This window comes from Micromonospora sp. NBC_01740 (genome assembly GCF_035920365.1).
Classification (GTDB): domain Bacteria; phylum Actinomycetota; class Actinomycetes; order Mycobacteriales; family Micromonosporaceae; genus Micromonospora; species Micromonospora reichwaldensis.
The window spans coordinates 5,840,961-5,858,667 of the sequence record NZ_CP109150.1 but is presented as its reverse complement, the minus strand read 5'-3'; the positions used below and the strand labels follow the sequence as shown (position 1 = coordinate 5,858,667).

The window sequence follows — 17,707 nt, the reverse complement described above, 5'->3', positions numbered from 1 at the left end:
TGCACGCACGACGGCGCCGCCCGACCCCGGCGGGTCGGGCGGCGCCTCGGTGTCGGGACGTCAGTTCGCGCCGGTGTCGGGCAGGGCCAACCACCACGGGTTCTCCCGGGCCCAGTGCACCGTCCGCTCCAGGCCGGTACGCAACGGCACCTCGCACTTCCAGCCCAGCACCGTGCGCGCCTTCGTGGTGTCCGGGATCCGCCGGGCCAGGTCCTCGTAGGCACTGCCCAGCGCCCGGCTGGTGTCCACGTCGGTCACCGCGGCGGTGCCGGTGAGCGTGCCGATCATCTCCGCCACCTCGCCGATGGTGTTCTCCACCATGCTGCCGATGTTGAACGACTCGCCGAGCGCCGCCGGGCTGGTGGCGGCGGCGAGCGTACCGGCGACGGCGTCGTCGACGAAGGTGAAGCAGCGGGTCTGCCGCCCCTGGTCGTAGACCACCACCGGACGCCCGTTCAACGCCCGGTGCACGGAACGGCTGACCAGGTACGCCGGGCGCTGCCGGGGACCGTAGACGTTGAAGTAGCGGACGATGGTGGCCGCCAGCCCGTGCTGCCGGGCGAAGGCGTACGTGAGGTGCTCGGTGAGGGCCTTGCTCGACGAGTACGTCCAGCGGTCGGCGGACGTCGCGCCGAGCACCCGGTCGTCCTCCTCCGCCCACGGCACCGCCGGGTTCTTGCCGAAGACCTCGCTGGTGCTGGCCAGCACGACGCGGGCGCCGGCCCGGCAGGCCAGGTCCAGCACGTTGCGGGTACCGGTGAAGTTGATGTCGACGACGTCCAGCGGGCGGGACAGGTACTGGTCGACGCCCACCACGGCGGCCAGGTGGTAGACGACGTCGACCCCGGAGGTGATCGCCTCGGCCAGCCGGCCCGGGTCGCGCACGTCGCCCTCCACCAGCCGGGCGTGCGCCGCGGCCGGCGAGCGCCCCACCGGCGGCGCCGGGCCGTCGAAGACGGTGACGTCGTCGCCGCGCTCCAGCAACCGGTCCACCAGGTGACCGCCGATGAAGCCGTGCCCGCCGGTCACCACCACCCGCGCGCTCACCGGCCGATCCCCCGGTAGTGGTACCCGGCGGCCCGCAGCCCGGCGATCCTGTCCTTCGGGAAGTACGCGCGCCCGTCGAGCACCAGGCACGGCCGGGCCACCGGCAGCGCGGCGTAGTCGATCTCGGCGAACCGCCGGTGGTGGGCCAGGACGGCCAGGCAGTCCGCGCCCCGCACCGCCTCGTCGAGGTCGGCGACCGGCCGCAGCCCGAAGAGCTTCTCCGCCTCGTCCGGGTCGACCAGGGGATCGTGCAGGCGGACCTCGCAGCCGGCCTCGCGCAGGGCCGCGACGGCCGGCAGCGTCGGGGTGGCCCGCAGGTCGCCGGTGTCGTTCTTGAACGCCAACCCCAGCACGGTCACCGTCGCCGTCTCCGCCGACCTGCCGAGCGCGGCCAGCTCGTCCAGCACCAGGCGCGCCGTGTAACCCGGCATCCCCGCGTTCACCTGCCGGCCGGCCGGCGCGGTGAGGATCTCCAGGCCCCGCTCCCGGGCCGAGTGCCAGACCATCCAGGGGTCCTTGGTCAGGCAGGAGCCGCCCACCCCGACGCTGGGCAGCAGGATGTTGATGTTGCTCTTGCCCTTCGGGATGCTGTTGGCGGCGGCGATCACGTCCAGGACGTCGACGTCGAACAGCGCGCTGAACTTGGCCAGCTCGTTGGCGAGCGCGATGTTGAGGTCGATCCACCAGTTGTCGGCGAGCTTGACGATCTCCGCCGCCTCCAGCGAGTCCACCGGGATCACGTCCACCCCCAGCGCCCGCTGCCAGAACCCGCCGGCCGCCCGGGTGCTGTCGGCGTCCAGGCCGCCGGCGACGATGGGAAAGGTCCGCAACTCCCGCAGTGCGGTGCCCTCGGCGAGCCGCTCCGGGGTGAAGGCGATCCCGAAGTCCTTCCCGCCGCTCAGCCCGCCGCGCTCCAGCAGCGGCAGGACGAAGTCCCGGGTGGTGCCCGGCGGGACCGTGCTCTTGATCACGACCAGTTGGCCGGGTCGCAGGTGGCGGGCCAGCTCGACGCAGGCGCCGCGGAGCTGCTCGTCGGCGAGCGAGCCGTCGCGGCGCACCGGCGTGCCGACGGTGACGAGGACGACGTCGGTCTCCGCCAGCGCCGCGTAGTCGGTGGACACCCGCAGCCGGCCGCCCTCGATGCCGGCGCGGACCAGCTCCGGCAGGCCGGGCTCCTCGAACCGGCAGTGCCCGGCGCGCAACTCGTCGACCAGGTGTGGGTCGACGTCCACGCCCACCACGTCCAGGCCCCGTTCGGCCAGGACCGCGGCGATGCAGGACCCGACGTAGCCGAGCCCGACGACCGCCACCCGAGGATCTCGTCGGTCGGACAGAACGCCCATCTGTGCTCCAATCAGGGAAGCTGCCGGGTCCCAGGGCGGGATCCCGCCGGTCAGCCGTAGGTCTTGACGAACTCCCGGATGGACGAGACGACGTAGTCGATCATCTCGTCGGTGAGCCCGGGGAAGACCCCGACGTGGAAGGTCTGGCTGGTCACGATGTCGCTGTTGGTCAGCTCGCCGACCACCCGGTACTGCTGGTCGGCGTACGCGGGGTGGCGGGTCAGGTTGCCCGCGAACAGCCGCCGCGTGCCGATCTTGCGGTCCTCCAGGAAGCCCACCAGCTCGGGCACGTCGAACGGCGCCCCCGGCTCCACGGTGATCACGAAGCCGTACCAGCTCGGGTCGCTGCGCGGCGTGGCGTGGGGCAGCAGCAGGTGCGGCACCCCGTCCAGGCCCTCGCGCAGGCGCCGCCAGTTGTGCCGCCGGGCGGCGCAGAACTCGTCGACCCGGGCCAGCTGGGCCAACCCCAGGGCGGCCTGCAGGTCGGTGGTCTTCAGGTTGTACCCGACGTGCGAGTAGATGTACTTGTGGTCGTAGCCCTCCGGGAGGGTGCCCAGCTGGTGCTCGAACCGCTTCATGCAGGTGTTGCTCTTGCCCGGGTCGCACCAGCAGTCCCGGCCCCAGTCGCGCAGCGACTCCACGATCCGGGCCAGGGCCAGGTTGTTGGTGACCACGCACCCGCCCTCGCCCATCGTCATGTGGTGCGCGGGATAGAAGCTCGCCGAGGCCAGGTCGCCGAAGCTGCCGGTGGGCCGGCCGTCGTAGAAGGAACCGACCGCGTCGCAGTTGTCCTCGATGAGGAACAGGTCGTGCTCCTTGGCGAGCTGCGCCATCTCGGCGACCGCGAACGGGTTGCCCACCGCGTGGGCCAGGATGATGGCCCTGGTCTTCGGGCCGATCGCGGCGGCCACCCGCTCGACGGTGGCGTTGTAGGTGCCCAGCTCGATGTCGACGAAGACCGGCACCAGCCCGTTCTGCAGGATCGGGTTGACCGTGGTGGGGAACCCGGCCGCCACCGTGATCACCTCGTCGCCGCGGCGCAGCCGCCGGTCGCCGAGCTGGGCGGAGGTGAGCGCCGAGACCGCCAGCAGGTTGGCCGAGGAGCCGGAGTTGCACAGGTGCGCCTTGCGGACCCGCAGCTTGCGGGCGAAGGCCGACTCGAACCGGCGGGCGTTCTGCCCGGACGCGATGCGCAGGTCCAGCGCGGCCTCGACCAGCGCCACCCGCTCCTCGGCGCCCAGCACCGCGCCCGAGGGCCAGATCTCGGTCTCGCCCGGGACGAACGGCCGCTCCTCCTGGACCTCCTGGTGGTACTTGCGGACGCTGTCCAGCAGCAGTGCCTTGGGGTCGCTCATCCCATCTTCCTCTCGGATCGTGCCCGGCAGCGGGCGTCGGTCGGCGGCCGTACGGGCGTCATGCGGCGAACTCGATCCGGCTGTGGTCGCCGACCACCAGCCGGCTTCCGGCCGCCGGGCTGAGGCTGACCGTGGCGGAGCGGCCGATCAGGCAGCCGCGCAGTCCACGGACGGCGGTGATCGAGGCGTCCGCCAGCACGATCGAGTCGGCCACCTCGGCGTCGACGAGCCGGCAGCCGGGCCCGATCGCGGTGTGCGGGCCGATCCGGGAGCCCTCGACCACGGCGCCCGCGCCGATGACCACCGGCCCCTCGACGCGGCTGGCGACGATGCGGGCGCCCGGCTCCACGACCACGGCGCCGGTCAGCTCGCTGGCCGGATCGACGCTGCCGGCGACCGCGCGCGGCTGGGCGTCGAGCAGGTGCCGGTTGCAGGCCAGCAGGTCCGCCACCTGGCCGGTGTCGCGCCAGTACCCGTCGTACTCGCTGGCGCGCACCTCGGCGCCGTTGGTGACCAGCCACTGCACCGCGTCGGTGATCTCCAGCTCGCCGCGCGCACTGGGCGTGATGGCGTCGACGCCGGCGTGGATGGCCGGGGTGAAGAAGTAGACGCCGACCAGGGCGAGGTCCCCGCGCGGCTGCCGGGGCTTCTCCACCAGGCGGCGTACCGTACCGTCGGGGTCGAGTTCGACGATGCCGAAGGCGCGCGGATCGTCCACCTTGTGCACGAGCACCTGGGCCGCGGGCCGGTGGCGGCGGAACCGGTCGGCGTACCGGGCCACGCCGTCGGGCAGCATGACGTCGCCGAGGTACATGACGAAGTCGTCGTCGCCGAGGAACGGCCGGGCCAGCCGGACGCAGTCGGCCAGCCCGCGGGGCCGGTCCTGACGCAGGTAGGTCAGCCGCACCCCGAGGCGGGAGCCGTCGGAGAGGACCTCGCTGATCTGGTCGGCCCAGGCGCCCACGATCACGCCGATCTCGGTCACCCCGGCGTCGCGGACGTTCTCCAGCACGTGCTCCAGGACCGGCTTGTTCGCCACCGGGACGAGCTGCTTGGGCATCGAGTGGCTCAGCGGGCGCAGCCGGGTGCCGGCGCCGCCGGAGAGCACCAGGGCCTTCATCGCGTACCCCCGGCGCCCCGCCGCCCGGGTGGGCCGGCGGCCGGCCGCGCCGTCGGGTCAGTCACGGGTGCCGCCCTGCCGCTGCTCGACGGACTTGCGCAAGCCGTCGACGACCGTTCGTACGTCTGCATCGTCCAGTCCCTGGTGGAGCGGTAGGAGGAGGGTGGTCCGTGCCGCCTCGTCGGCGCCGGGCAGGTGCCAACCGGCGCCGTACGCGGGCACCTTGTGCAGCGGCGCGTAGCGGAACGTGGTGTAGATGCCGATGTCGAGCAGGTCGGCGGCCACCTGGTCGCGGATCTCCGGGTCGAGTTGCACCCAGTAGAAGTAGTGCGAGCTGCGCTGCCCGGCGGGCAACGGCGGGGGGAGCCGGACGCCCTCGACGTCGGCGAGTAGGCGGTCGTACTCCGCGGCGATCTCCCGCCGGCGCGCGACGAACCCGGGCAGGCGGCGGAGCTGGACCAGGCCGATCGCCGCGGTGAGGTCGTTGCCGACCACCCGGCGGCCGAACTCCCGCACGTCCAGCTCCCACCAGCGGTGCGGCACCCCCTTGCCGGCGGCGGAGAAGCCGCTGGCGTGCTCCAGGCCGTGGTACGCCAGGCGGTGGGCCCGCCGGGCCAGTTCCGCGTCGCGTACGTGCAGCATCCCGCCGTCGCCGGTGACCAGGATCTTCATCGCGTCGAAGCTCCACATGGCGATGTCGCCGAAGCTGCCGCAGGGACGCCCGTCGACGGTCGACGCGACGGCGCACGCCGCGTCCTCCACCAGGGCGACCCCGCGCCGGCGGCACAGCTCGGCGATCTCGGCCACCTCGCCGGGCACGCCGCCGTAGTGCAGCAGGATCACCGCCTTCGTGGTGGGGGTCAGGGCCCGTTCCACGTCGGCGACGGAGGGGTTGAGCGTGCGCGGATCGACATCGCAGAAGACCGGCCGGGCGCCGGCCGAGGCGATGGCGTTGGCGGCGCCGACGAAGCTGATCGAGGGCAGCACCACCTCGTCACCGGGCCCGAGGGCCAACAGCTCCACGGCGAGGAAGAGCCCGGCCGTGGCCGAGTTGATGAAGATGGTCCGCTCGGGCACCAGCCCGGCGTGCGCGGCGAACTCCTGCTCGAACTCCCTGGTACGCGGCCCGTGCCCCAGCCAGCTGCTGTCGAAGACGGCGCGCACGGCGTCGAGCTCCTCGGCGCCGAGGGTCGGCTGGAAGACGTTGATCATCGCTTCTCCTGTCGTCGAGGACGCCCGTGCACCGGCGGCGACGCGGGGGCGGCGGCGGGCAGCCGGCAGCGGGGCGGCGCGGGGCGCGCCACCCGGGTGGGCCGCGGGCGGGCGGTGCGGGAGCGGACGGTGCCGGCGGGCGTGCGCAGGGGCCCGCCCGCCGGCGGCGACGGCGGTGCCGGGTCAGGCCCGGTACCGCCGGGTGAGCTTCTCCAGCACCGGGACGGTCTCGGTCGGGCTGGGCGTGGCGAGCAGGTCGTCGTAGAGGGAGTCGGCCCCCTGCCGGAACGCCGGCTCGTCCAGCACGCGGACGAGCTGCTTGCGCATCGCGTCCACGGAGAGGTTCTTGATGTCCAGGACCAGTCCCGCGCCGCGTTCGGCGACGCAGCGGGCGGTCACCGACGACTCGATGTGCTTCGTGGCCATCGACCACTCCAGGCCGTCGGCCTCGATGGTGATCATGCCGTTGTCGTCGTCGGAGTCGGTGATCAGCTGCGGCACCCGCAGCGCCACCGCGCTGGCGAAGGTGCCCATGCCGCCGTGGTGCACCATCGCCGAACAGGACGGCAGCAGCTGGGTCAGGGGCAGGTAGTCCACCGCGCGGACGTTCTTCGGCAGGGTGGGCATGCCGGCCAGCTGGTCGGCGTTGAGCGTCGCGACCACCTCGACGTCCAGGTCGGAGACCATCTCCAGCAGGCCGGGCACGTGGTCCCAGCCGCCCTTGAAGTACATCCGCTGGGACAGCCCGAGGGAGAGCGCGACGCGGGGCCGCTCCGGCCGGTGGTGCAGCCACCGGGGGAGCACCGTCTGCCCCGAGTAGGGCACCCAGCGCGTCGGCACGGTCCGGACGCTGGTGGGCAGGCGTACGCCCGGGGGAGTGGGGTCGACGGTCCACTGGCCCAGCAGCAGCTCGTCGTCGATCTCCAGCCCGTACCGCTCGGCGGCCGGCCGCATGGTCTCGACCAGCGGGTTCTCCTCCGGGCCCGGGCCCGGTCGGGCGGCGGCCTCGGCGAAGCGGTCCATGGTCGAGGCGAAGTAGTCCAGCCCCCAGAGCAGCCGCGCCTGCGCCGCACCGGCGACGCGCGCCGCCACCGCGCCGGCCGGGAAGCACGGGTCCCAGAGCACCAGGTCGGGCTGCCAGTCGCGGGTGAAGGCGACCAGGTCGTCGAGGACCGGGTGCGGGTCGCGGGCGGTGGATCCGACCGGGTGGAAGTCCCACATGGACGGCAGCATGAACTGGTAGAAGACGTCCCAGACCTCCTTGTCCGCCGGGGTCAGCTCCAGCGCCTCGGTGATCCGGTCGAGCCGCTGCTTGACGCTGCGCGGCTGCGGCCGACCGGGGCCCATCGGCATGATCTCCGGGTCGCCGACCGCGACCGGGGTCAGCCCGACCGCCAGCGTGCTCTCCGCCAGGACGGGGTGGGACGCGACGCGGACCTCGTGGCCGGCGCTCTGCAACGCCCACGCGAGCGGAACCAGCGGGTACAGGTGGGCCGGGTTGGGCCACAGGGCGAACACGACGCGCATGTCTCTCCTCGGTTGTGCGGTCCTGGTGGGTGCGGTGCGGCGGTCGGCGGTACGGGTCAGAGCTTGCGGGCCACCCCGGCGTACATCCGGTCGGTGGAGGTGGCGTCGGGGTCGTCCTGCCGCCAGCGGCCGGTCGGCACGAGCCCGGGCGCGACGAGCTCGAAGCCCTCGAAGAGGTCGGCGATCTGCGCGGCGGTCCGGTAGACCATCGGCGCGGTGGCGTTGCGGTAGCTGTCCTCCATCATCTGGCGCTCCTCGTCCGGCCCGCCCTCCACGCAGAGGTGGGACAGGGCCAGGTACGAGCCGGGCGCCAGCCGGTCGCGGAAGGCCCGGATGATGCCCTTCGGGTCCTCGCTGTCCCGGATGAAGTGGAAGACCGCGATGAACAGCACGCCGACGGGCTGGGAGAAGTCGATCAGGGACTTGGTGTCGGGGTGGTCGAGGATCGAGCCGGGGTCGCGCAGGTCGGCGGTGAAGATCCCGGTGTTGGCCCGCTCGTCCTCGGTGAGCAGGCGCTTGCCGTGCTCGGCGACCGCCGGGTCGTTGTCCACGTAGATCACCCGGGGCTGGGAGACGGCCCGCCGCGCCACGTGGTGGGTGTTCTCCTGGCTCGGCAGGCCCGCCCCGACGTCGATGAACTGCCGGATCCCGCACTCCTCGGCGAGGTGCCGGACGGCGCGGCCCAGGAACCGGCGGTTCTCCCACACCACGTCGCGGGTGAGCGTCTGTCCGACCCGCCCGATCACGGCCTCCGCCGCGGCCCGGTCCACCGGGTAGTTGTTCGTGCCGTGGAGGAAGTAGTCGTACATCCGCGCCGGCGACGGCCGCTCCACGGACTGGGCAGGTTCTGTCGACATCGGTCTCTCCTCGTACGTCGCTGGTTGGGAGTGCGGGTGGGGGCCGGCCCCGACGGGACCGGCCCCCGGGGTCAGCCGGTGACGGGGCTGCTCTGGTGCGAGAGCAGCAGCGGGCGGCCGTCGTCCTGGCGGACGATGATCCAGGTGGCCCGGATGTGCCGCTCGGGGGCGACCTCGCTCTCGCCGGCGAGGATGATGCCGCCGCCGGTGACCACCATGGCGACGTCCGGGTGCAGGAAGTTCACCGACACCGGGTAGCCCTTGACGTAGGCGCCCCGGTACGGGCCCGCGAACCCCTTGGTCATGAAGGCGCGGATCTCGTCGCGGCTGGTCAGCTGCTCGTCGCCCATGAGCAGGCTGCCGTTCTCCGCGAAGAGGTCGGCGAAGAAGTCCGGGTCGTTGGCCTTCCACGCGGCCTGGATCAGCTGCGGTACGGCCAGGACGGCCTTCTCGTCGTCGCTGACGAATTCCCGGTAGTAGGAGTGGTCCTCCGCGACGCGGGCGGCCTCGAGGATCTCCGTCGCGTCGCCCCACCGCGACGCTGCCTTGGTGGTCATGGGTGCTCCTTGCCGATCGTCACGGGGGGATGGACGGTCACCAGCGCAGCGTCGCGCCGGCGCCGCGCGGGCTGTTCTGGTAGCCGGCGAGCTTCCACTCGCCGTCGCGCTTGACGACGATCCACGTGGAGCGGACGGCGAGCTCCGGGGCGATCTCGGTCTCGCCGGGGGCGAGGATGCCGCCATGGGTGCGCAGCAGGGCGACCTCGTCGTTGACGAACCGCACGTCGACGGGGTTGCCGGTGACGCCGGTGCCCTTGAACGGGCCGGCGTACGCGGCGGCCATGAACGAGTAGATCTCGTCGCGGCCCTTCTTGTAGACGTCGCCGGGGAGGATGAGGATGCCGTCCTCGGTGAAGCTGTCGGCGACGCCGGCGGCGTCGTTGCGGCTCCAGGCGGCGACCAGCCGCAGCGGAACGCCGAGGGCCTCCTTCTCCTTCTCACTGGTGAAGGGGCCGTAGTAGGCGTCGAGGTCGGGTCGGTTGGCCTGGGTGGTCGTGGTCATGGGGGTGCTCCTTCGTCGGTTCGGGCGGCGGGATGCGCCGACGCCGGGTACCGGTCGTGATCGCTACCCCGAATCGTTGCCGGGGCCCGTCACCGACTGCATCTCTCTGATTGCGCTGCCGGGCAGGCCGGGGCAGGCCGTCGAGCCGGCCGGTCGGGGCGGGGCGCGGGAGTGGCCGGCGGCGAATCCCGCGACACCGCACTTGCGGAGATGCGTCGACCTCCGGCGGGAGCAGACGATGCCAGGGCCACCCCAGGCGGGGCGCGCCCCGAGCGACCGCGCCGCCCGCCGCCGGTGACGGCTGGCCGGACCGGACGCGACCGGGGCGGATGCCCCCGCTGGCCCGGTCCCGTGCCGTGCGCCCGGCGGTCACGCGGCGGTGGTGTAACCGCCGAACCGACGATTATCGAGGAGGTCAGGGTGGACGTCACCCAGACGGTGCCCGGCACGGAACTGGTGCGTCGCGCGACGGAGCTGGTGCCCCTGTTGCAGAAGCACGCGAGCTGGTCCGAGGAGAACCGCCGCATGCACGACGAGGTGGTCGAGGCGATGGCCGACGCCGGCCTGTTCCGGATGCGGATCCCGAAGCGGTACGGGGGGTACGAGTCGGACACCCGGACGCTGACCGACGTGACGGCCCAGCTGGCCCGGGGTGACGGCTCCGTCGCCTGGACCGCCTCGGTGTGGTGCATCCCGGGCTGGATGGTCGGGATGTTCCCCGACGAGGTGCAGGACGAGGTCTTCGGCACGCCCGACGTGCGGGTCTGCGGCACGCTGAGCCCGACCGGCAACGCGCAGCCCCGGCCGGGGGGTGTGCTGCTCAACGGCCAGTGGGGCTTCATCAGCGGAGCCCTGCACAGCCAGTGGCAGGAGATCATCGCGATGGGGGCGGCGCCGGACGGCACCCCGATGCCCCTCATGATGCTGGTGCCCATGTCGGACCTGGAGGTCGTCGACGACTGGCACACCGCGGGGATGCGGGGCTCGGGCAGCGTCACCACCGTCGCCCGGGACGTCTTCGTGCCGCAGGAGCGGGTGCTGCCGCTGCCGGCCGTGCTTCAGGGCCAGTACGCCTCGAAGCTCAACGCCGAGTCGCCGATGTACCGGGCGCCCCTGCTCGGCGTCGCCGCCGCGTCCTCGGTCGGCACCGTGATCGGGCTGGCCCGGGCCGCCCGGGAGGTGTTCTTCGAGCGGCTGCCCGGCCGGAAGATCACCTACACCGACTACGGCAGCCAGGCCGAGGCGCCGGTGACCCACCTCCAGGTGGCCGAGGCGACGCTCAAGGCCGACCAGGCCGAGTTCCACGGCTACCGGGTCGCGGACCTGACCGACAGCAAGGGCCGTTCGGGCGAGCCGTGGACGCTCGAGGAGCGGGTCCGCTCGCGCGCCGACGTGGGCGCGGTCTGCCAGCTGGGCCGCGAGGCGGTGGAGGTGCTGGCCCTGGCCAGCGGCGGTTCCTCGGTCTACAGCTCGGTGCCGATCCAGCGGATCGCCCGGGACGTGCACACGGTCAACCTGCACGCCCTGATGACCCCGCAGACCAACTTCGAGCTCTACGGCCGGGTGCTCTGCGGCCAGGAGCCGAACAGCTTCTACATCTGACACCGGGCCCGGGCGGCGGCACCCGGCGACGCCGGGTGCCGCCCCGGATCCGTACCAGCTGCGCTGATGTCACGCCTGCGGGCGGGCACGCGACGAGGAGGGGTGGATGTACGACTATGTAATCGTCGGGGCGGGATCGGCGGGCTGCGTGCTGGCCGCGCGACTGAGCGAGGATCCCGACGTCCGGGTCTGCCTCGTCGAGGCCGGCCCGGCGGACACGGCGCAGAACGTGCACGTTCCGGTGGCGTTCGGCCAGCTGTTCCGCACCCAGCTCGACTGGGACTACGACACGCACGACGAGCCGCACCTGGACCGCCGCCGGATCTACCTGCCCCGCGGCCGGGTGCTGGGCGGCACCAGCTCGATCAACACCATGATCTACGTCCGGGGCCACCGGTCGGACTTCGACGGGTGGAACCAGCCCGGGTGGAGCTTCGACGAGCTGCTGCCGTACTTCAAGCGGTCGGAGGACAACGAGCGGGGCGAGTCGGCCTACCACGGGGCCGGCGGTCCGCTGCGGGTCTCCGACGGCCGGTCCCGCAACCCGATGTCCGCCGCCTTCGTCGCCGCCGCCCAGGAGGCGGGCTTCGGCGCCAACGACGACTTCAACGGCGCCGAGCAGGACGGCTTCGGGCTGTTCCAGCTGACCCAGCGCGACGGCCGGCGGGCCAGCACCGCCACCGCCTTCCTGCACCCCGTGGCCGACCGGCCCAACCTGACCGTCGAGGTGAACCTCCAGGTGCACCGGGTGCTCATCGAGAACGGCCGGGCGGTGGGCGTGGTGGGCCAGCGGCTCGGCGAGGACGTCGAGATCCGGGCCGAGCGGGAGGTGGTGCTGTCCGGCGGGGCGTACAACTCGCCGCAGCTGCTCATGCTCTCCGGCATCGGGCCGGCGGCGCTGCTCACGGCGCTCGGAGTGCCGGTCGTGCTGGACCAGCCGCAGGTCGGGCAGAACCTCCAGGACCACGTCCTGGTGCCGTTGATCTACGCCCACTCGCACCCGGTCAGCCTGATCGCCGCCGGCACCCCGGACGACCTCGAGCAGTTCATGTCCGAGGGGCGGGGGCCGATGACCTCCAACGGCCCGGAGGCCGGCGGGTTCGTCCGGACCTCCGACGGCCTGGCCGCGCCGGACGTGGAGTTCCTCTCCGCGCCGGTGATGTTCGCCGACAACGGCCTGGGCACGCCCACGGACCACGCCCTGTCCTACGGTCCGTCGATGCTGGCGCCGCGCAGCCGGGGCAGCGTGCTGCTCGCCCTGGCCGACCCCACCGCGAAGCCGAAGATCGTGCACAACTACTTCGCCGAGGAGTCCGACCTGGACGACGCGGTGGCGGCCCTGCGGATCGGGCTGGACATCGCCCGGCAGCCGGCCCTCGCGCCGTACACGGAGCGGCCGTTCCGGCCGCCGGCGTCGGAGTCCGACGCCGACCTGCGCGACTACGTCCGCCAGTACGCGCACTCCATCTACCACCCGGCCGGCACCTGCGCGATGGGCGCCGTGGTCGACGCGGAGCTGCGCGTCCTCGGCGTCGACGGGCTGCGGGTCGCGGACGCGTCCGTGATGCCCCGCCTGGTCAGCGGCAACCCGAACGCCGCGACCATCGCCATCGGCGAGAAGGCCGCGGACCTGATCAAGGGGGTGGCCGCGGCCACCGAACCCGCGCTGGCCGCCGGTGCGGCGGGCCCGGCGCGGTAGCGCGTCGGGCGGGGCTGCGGCCGGCGACGCGACCGGCCGTGGCCCGAGGCGGCGACCACCAGCGGTACCCGCGCCGACGCGACCGGAGCGCCGGCGACCACTCACATCCGACACCCGGCAGAGGAGCACACCATGACCAACAAGGCAGCGTCGCTCGTCGAGCAGTCCAAGCAGTGGGCGAAGCACTACGGGGCGTACAGCAACGGGGAGGAGGGCCACGCCTTCACCGCGCCGCTGCGCGTGCGGGCCAACTGGGACGCCAACGACGCCGACGCCATCGCCGAGATGTTCACCGACAACGGCAGCATGCTGATGGGCGACGACCAGCTGAAGAGCCGGGACGAGATCCGCGCCTGGCTGACCGACGCGTTCGCCGGCCCGTACAAGGGGGCCCGGATGACCTTCGAGCCCGTCGAGATCAGCATGCTGCACCGGGACTCCGCCCTGGTCGTCGCCGAGGGCGGCATCCTGCTGGCCGGCGAGACCGGGGTCGCCCCCGAGCGGAGCAGCCGCATCGTCTTCGTCACCGTCCGCGTCGACGACGACTGGCGGGTCCTGTCCTACCAGTCGAGCCCGGTCAAGGGCTGACCCGGCCCACCCCGTCGACCCGGGCCCGGGCGCGGGAGGCGACGACCGGCTCCGGCCGGCCGCGTCCCGCTCCCGGGCCCGGGTCGCGTCGTACCCCGCGTCCGCCGTCGGCCCGCCGGCGGCGGTTCGTCGTACGTCCGGCCGTCCGGCCGCCCTCCGTCGCCTCCCGGGACGAGGCCCGCCGGGCCCGATGGTTCGCGTGCTCGCGGCGCCTTGGCCTTGGCCTTGGCCCCGGTCCTGGTCCTGGTCCGCCGTCGCGCCGCGTCGGGCCCTGGTGCCGACCCCGGTCGGCCGCAGGCGGTACGCGATGGCGGGGCCGGGCACACGGAAGCGACCACGGCGCTCGGCCGTGGTCGCGGGGTGGCCCGTGCGCCCCGGCGGTCCGGCCGGGGCGCACGGGACGTCAGGAGGTGGCGAACTGTCCCGGCCGCCGCCCCGGGCCGGCCGGGCCCCGGTACGCCTGGGCGATGTCCAGCCAGTGGTGGGCCTCGGCGCCGACGGCCTTCAGCGACAGGTCGTCGCGGTGCCGACGCCGGGTCACCAGGAGGCAGAAGTCCTCGGCGGTGCCGTTGACGATCTGCTCGGCGTCCGGCGGCCCGAAGTACCAGACCGCGCCCGACGGGGCGGTGATGACGAAGCGGAACGTGCTGCTCGGCACCTCCAGCCCCCGTGCCAGGTAGCCGAAGTCCCAGGTGCGGACCGCGAACTCGACGAGCGGCCGGAGCCGGTCGGTGCGGCGGCGGCGTACGCCGAGGGCATCGGCGATGTCCTGGCCGTGCCCGAACAGCTCCATCATCCCCGCCGCGGCGAGCACCGGCGCCGGGAGCGGCCGGACGAGCCAGGGCACCGGCTGCCCCGCCGGGACGGCGGCGAGGGCCTTCTCGGCGAGGGTCCGCTCCTCGCGCCACCGGGCCAGCAGCGCCGCCGGCGCCTCGGCCAGGTACGGAGCCATCGCCGCGTTCACGTTCGCGTCGAAGTTGCCGCTCATGCGCGACATGAGGGCCTGGAAACCGTCCGGGTCGGCGGCGGCCAGGCCGGCCATCCGGAAGGTGGCGGTCAGGTGGGCTATCTGGTGCGCGACCGTCCAGCCCTCGGCGGGGGTGGGGGTCCGCCACCCGGCGTCGTCCAGCTCGGCGACCATGCGGTCGACGTCGTCGCCCTCGGCCTCCAGGGCGGCGAACACGTCCTGTTCTGCCACGCGCTCATCCTCTCGCTGCGGTGCCGCCCCGACCCGGACGGACGATGCGGGCCCCGGGCTTCGTCGCGGGGGGTGACCTCGACCGGTGCGGTGGCGCACGTCGCCGGCGCCGTACGGCCGGCGGTTGACGGGGGAGCCGGCCGATCGGGTCGGTGCCGGCGCATCAATCATCGGCGGGTGGCGTGGTGGGTGTCTTCTCCCACTGTGCGGAGCGCGACGGGCGGCCACGTCCCGGTCCGACCGTCTCCGGGGCCTCGCGGCCCGGCCCGCCGTCGACCGGCGGGGTGCCGTCGACCGACGGATCCGCCTCGTCGCCGGTCGGGGGGCGCCCACGCAGCCGGAGCGCGAACAGCCCGCCGAGCAGCAGGACGCCCACCACCACCCCCAGGGCCGGCCGGACGGCGGGCAGGAACGCGTCGGCGAACGCGCCGGCGGCCACGTCGCGGTACCGGTCGGCGAGCTCCGGCGGGGTTCCGGGCGGCACGACGAACCCGCCGGCCTGGCCGGCACCCAGCTTGACGCCTTCCCCGGCGGCCCCGCCGAAGCCGTGCAGGAAGTCCGCCCGGGCCTCGGGAGGCAGCTGCGCCGCCCCCGCGCGGGCGGCCTCGGGCAGGGTGTCGGCGAGCCGGTGTTGCAGGACGGCACCGACGACGGCCGCGCCGAGCGCGCCGCCGACCTGCCGTGCGGTGTTCAGCACGCCCGCGGCGGCGCCGGCCAGTTGGGCGGGGACGTGGCGCATCGCCTCGGTGGTGGTCGGCGCGATGGACGCCCCCATGCCGATGCCGACGGCGACCAGCGGCAGGACGAAGGTGCCGGCCGTGGAGTGCGGCGTGACCAGCAGCGCCATGCCGAGCACGCCGAGCGCGTACACGGTGAGCCCGCCCGCGAGCAGGCGCCGACCGCCGAGCCGGTCGGTGAGCCGCCCGGCGACCGGCGCGACGGCGCTGAGCACCACCGTCCAGGGCAGCGCGGCGAGGCCCGACTCCAGCGGGCTCATGCCGAGCAGCGCCTGCGTCTCGATCACGAAGACCAGCAGGAAGCCGTACAGCCCGAAGGAGCTGACGAGCGTGATCAGGGTCGCCGGGCCGAAGTTGCCGAGTCGGAACAGCCCGGGCGGGACGAGCGGCTCCCGCTGCCGGCGCTCGCGCAGCGCGAAGACCACTCCGCACAGCGCCGCGGCGGCCAGGATCGCCGGGATGCTGACGGGCCCGCGTACCGTGCCCCAGTCGTGCCGTTCGCCCTCGATGAGGGCGTACATGAGGCCCACCAGCACGGCGGTGGCCAGGAGCACGCCGACCACGTCGAGGTGGCGCGGCCGGCGGGTGCGCAGGTCGGGGACGAGCCACCAGGCGAGGGCGACGCCCGCCACGCTGAGCGGCACGTTCAGGTAGAAGATCCACTCCCAGCCGAGCCGGGTGATCACGAGACCGCCGAGGGTGGGGCCGCTGACGGCGGCCACGCCCGCGACGGCGGTGAAGATCCCGAAGGCGGCGCCCCGCCGCGCGGCCGGGAAGATGCCGGAGATGAGGACCAGCGCCTGCGGCAGCAGCGCCGCGGCGCCCACGCCCTGCACCACCCGCGCGGCGATGAGCTGCCCCGGGGACTGGGCCGCCCCGCAGAGCACGGAGGCCACCGCGAACAGCGCCATGCCGGCCATGAAGACGGTACGCGGGCCGAACAGGTCGCCGAGGCGCCCGGCGACGATCAGCAGCGACGCCAGCGCCAGCAGGTAACCGTTCAGCACCCAGAGCATGCTGTCGATCCCGGTGTCCAGGGACCGCATCATGTCCGGCACGGCGGTGTTGACGATGCTCGTGTCGAGCAGGATGAGGAAGTTGCCGAGGCACAGCACCAGCAGGGCCGCCCACGGGTTGACCGGTCGCGGCGTCGTCACCGCCTCGGCGCCCCGCTCCGGGTCACGGTTGCTCCGCACGCGACGCCTCCTGCTCGTCGTCGGCGTCGGGCACGCCGAACGGGGCGGGCCGCAGGCCGTCCTCGTACAGGGTCGCGCCGATCCGGCGGGCCGTGGCGAGGCTCGCCCAGGCCGTGACCGTGACCAGCGCGGCGTCGTCGGCGCCGCCGTCGCGGCAGGCGGCGACGTCGGCGTCGGTCACCCGGTACGGCGCGAGCGCGGTCAGCAGCGCCAGCCGGGCGACGGGTCGCTCGGCCGGCGCGAGTTCGGCGACGGCGGCGTCGAACCACCGGCCGCCGCCCGGCTCCGGGGGCGGCGGGCCGGCCAGGCAGGCCAGGATCCGCCGCCGGACGTGCTCCGGCAGGGCGGCCTGACCGGCGTGGTGGACCGCCTGGCCGGCCCGGGCGAAGGCGGCGGCCACGTGCGGCTGGCCGACGGCCCAGGCCAGGTCGGCCTCCGGCGGCGCGGGCGGCAGCAGCTCCAGGGACCGGCCGGGTGGCCGTCCGGCGCGCGCCAGCGCCCCCATGATGCGGGCGGCGGTCCGCCGGACCCCGGCGCGGATCCCGGCCGGCGCCGGCGGCAACGGGGAGTCCTGGAGGAAGACGCTCACCATCCGGTTCAGGTAGTGGAAGGCCACCGCCACGCCGATCAGTTCCGGCCCGTGCGCGGCGGGGAACGGTGGGGGACGGCGGCGCGCCGCGCTGGCGTCCCCGCTGTGCCGGGCCCACTCGGCCAGGGCCCGCAGCCGGGGGTCGCCGATCCCGCCGACCCCGGCGCCCAGCCACCCGCCCGGGTCGCCCAGCAGTCCGGCCGCCGTGGCGCCGTGCACCTCCACGCAGTACGGGCACCGGTTGCTCTCGGAGACGGCGGCGGCGACCACCTCCTTGGCCTCGCGGCCCACCAGCCCTTCGGCGAGCAGCGTCTCGCGCAGCATCAGCCAGCAGGCCCGCAGCACGTCGGGGGCGGGGGAGTGCAGCAGCACCGGGGGCGCGAGGACGCCGAAGTCGTCGGCCATCTGCCGGTAGACCCGCGCGACGGGCCCGTCGGCGGCCTCCGGGGCGACCGGCGTCACGTGCCGGACGTGGGTCAGCATGGTGCGGCTCGTCACCCGAGCCAGTCGCCTGCCCATCGGTTTCCTTCCTGGTCGGGCGGGCCGGGGCCGGGGGCGGGGCGCGCCCCCGGCCC

General features: G+C 74.1%; 15 protein-coding genes. 3 read left to right on the top strand and 12 right to left on the bottom strand.

The window, feature by feature from the left end:
* Nucleotides 1-60: 60 nt before the first annotated feature.
* The 9 genes from OG989_RS25910 to OG989_RS25870 all read right to left on the bottom strand — a co-directional run bounded on the left by OG989_RS25910 (nucleotide 61) and on the right by OG989_RS25870 (nucleotide 9,523).
* Nucleotides 61-1,047 (bottom strand): NAD-dependent epimerase/dehydratase family protein, encoded by a 987-nt coding sequence (locus tag OG989_RS25910; RefSeq protein ID WP_151454570.1) that lies wholly within the window; start codon nucleotides 1,045-1,047, stop codon nucleotides 61-63.
* Entirely contained in the window at nucleotides 1,044-2,390 is a 1,347-nt protein-coding gene (locus OG989_RS25905) for a nucleotide sugar dehydrogenase (RefSeq protein WP_151454571.1), read from the bottom strand. Before OG989_RS25905 ends, OG989_RS25910 begins: the two co-directional genes overlap by 4 nt.
* A gap of 50 nt (nucleotides 2,391-2,440) precedes the next feature.
* Entirely contained in the window at nucleotides 2,441-3,745 is a 1,305-nt protein-coding gene (rfbH, locus tag OG989_RS25900; protein ID WP_151454572.1) for a lipopolysaccharide biosynthesis protein RfbH, read from the bottom strand.
* A gap of 58 nt (nucleotides 3,746-3,803) precedes the next feature.
* Nucleotides 3,804-4,865 carry a glucose-1-phosphate thymidylyltransferase gene (locus OG989_RS25895; RefSeq protein ID WP_327028758.1) on the bottom strand — a complete coding sequence of 354 codons (1,062 nt, stop codon included), beginning with the start codon at nucleotides 4,863-4,865 and terminating at the stop codon, nucleotides 3,804-3,806.
* A 57-nt stretch (nucleotides 4,866-4,922) separates the two neighbouring features.
* The gene (locus tag OG989_RS25890) at nucleotides 4,923-6,077 is read right to left on the bottom strand and encodes a DegT/DnrJ/EryC1/StrS family aminotransferase (protein ID WP_151454574.1); all 1,155 of its coding nucleotides are present in this window, start codon (nucleotides 6,075-6,077) and stop codon (nucleotides 4,923-4,925) included.
* A gap of 183 nt (nucleotides 6,078-6,260) precedes the next feature.
* Nucleotides 6,261-7,604, bottom strand: coding sequence for a nucleotide disphospho-sugar-binding domain-containing protein (locus OG989_RS25885; RefSeq protein WP_327028757.1), 1,344 nt, complete (start codon nucleotides 7,602-7,604; stop codon nucleotides 6,261-6,263).
* A 56-nt stretch (nucleotides 7,605-7,660) separates the two neighbouring features.
* On the bottom strand, nucleotides 7,661-8,461 hold the full coding sequence (locus OG989_RS25880; protein WP_151456137.1) for an SAM-dependent methyltransferase: 801 nt from the start codon (nucleotides 8,459-8,461) through the stop codon (nucleotides 7,661-7,663).
* Nucleotides 8,462-8,532: 71 nt separating this feature from the next.
* Nucleotides 8,533-9,018 carry an SgcJ/EcaC family oxidoreductase gene (locus OG989_RS25875; protein WP_327028756.1) on the bottom strand — a complete coding sequence of 162 codons (486 nt, stop codon included), beginning with the start codon at nucleotides 9,016-9,018 and terminating at the stop codon, nucleotides 8,533-8,535.
* Between the two features lie 37 nt (nucleotides 9,019-9,055).
* On the bottom strand, nucleotides 9,056-9,523 hold the full coding sequence (locus tag OG989_RS25870) for an SgcJ/EcaC family oxidoreductase (RefSeq protein ID WP_132238216.1): 468 nt from the start codon (nucleotides 9,521-9,523) through the stop codon (nucleotides 9,056-9,058).
* Between the two features lie 420 nt (nucleotides 9,524-9,943).
* On the opposite strand from OG989_RS25870, the gene OG989_RS25865 reads away from it, so the two are divergent.
* The 3 genes from OG989_RS25865 (at nucleotide 9,944) to OG989_RS25855 (ending at nucleotide 13,412) form a co-directional block, all read left to right on the top strand.
* On the top strand, nucleotides 9,944-11,125 hold the full coding sequence (locus OG989_RS25865; RefSeq protein ID WP_327028755.1) for an acyl-CoA dehydrogenase family protein: 1,182 nt from the start codon (nucleotides 9,944-9,946) through the stop codon (nucleotides 11,123-11,125).
* Nucleotides 11,126-11,231: 106 nt separating this feature from the next.
* Nucleotides 11,232-12,824: a GMC family oxidoreductase gene (locus tag OG989_RS25860; protein WP_327028754.1), complete on the top strand. Its 1,593-nt coding sequence runs from the start codon at nucleotides 11,232-11,234 to the stop codon at nucleotides 12,822-12,824.
* A gap of 132 nt (nucleotides 12,825-12,956) precedes the next feature.
* Nucleotides 12,957-13,412 carry an SgcJ/EcaC family oxidoreductase gene (locus OG989_RS25855; RefSeq protein WP_327028753.1) on the top strand — a complete coding sequence of 152 codons (456 nt, stop codon included), beginning with the start codon at nucleotides 12,957-12,959 and terminating at the stop codon, nucleotides 13,410-13,412.
* Between the two features lie 403 nt (nucleotides 13,413-13,815).
* Here OG989_RS25855 and OG989_RS25850 read toward each other — a convergent pair whose 3' ends face one another.
* From OG989_RS25850 to OG989_RS25840, 3 genes are all read right to left on the bottom strand, one after another.
* Entirely contained in the window at nucleotides 13,816-14,610 is a 795-nt protein-coding gene (locus tag OG989_RS25850) for a TIGR03084 family metal-binding protein (protein WP_327028752.1), read from the bottom strand.
* Nucleotides 14,611-14,773: 163 nt separating this feature from the next.
* Nucleotides 14,774-16,543: an MFS transporter gene (locus OG989_RS25845; protein WP_327028751.1), complete on the bottom strand. Its 1,770-nt coding sequence runs from the start codon at nucleotides 16,541-16,543 to the stop codon at nucleotides 14,774-14,776.
* The gene (locus OG989_RS25840) at nucleotides 16,527-17,615 is read right to left on the bottom strand and encodes a hypothetical protein (RefSeq protein WP_327031237.1); all 1,089 of its coding nucleotides are present in this window, start codon (nucleotides 17,613-17,615) and stop codon (nucleotides 16,527-16,529) included. The genes OG989_RS25845 and OG989_RS25840 overlap by 17 nt, the downstream gene beginning before the upstream one ends.
* Nucleotides 17,616-17,707: the final 92 nt, after the last annotated feature.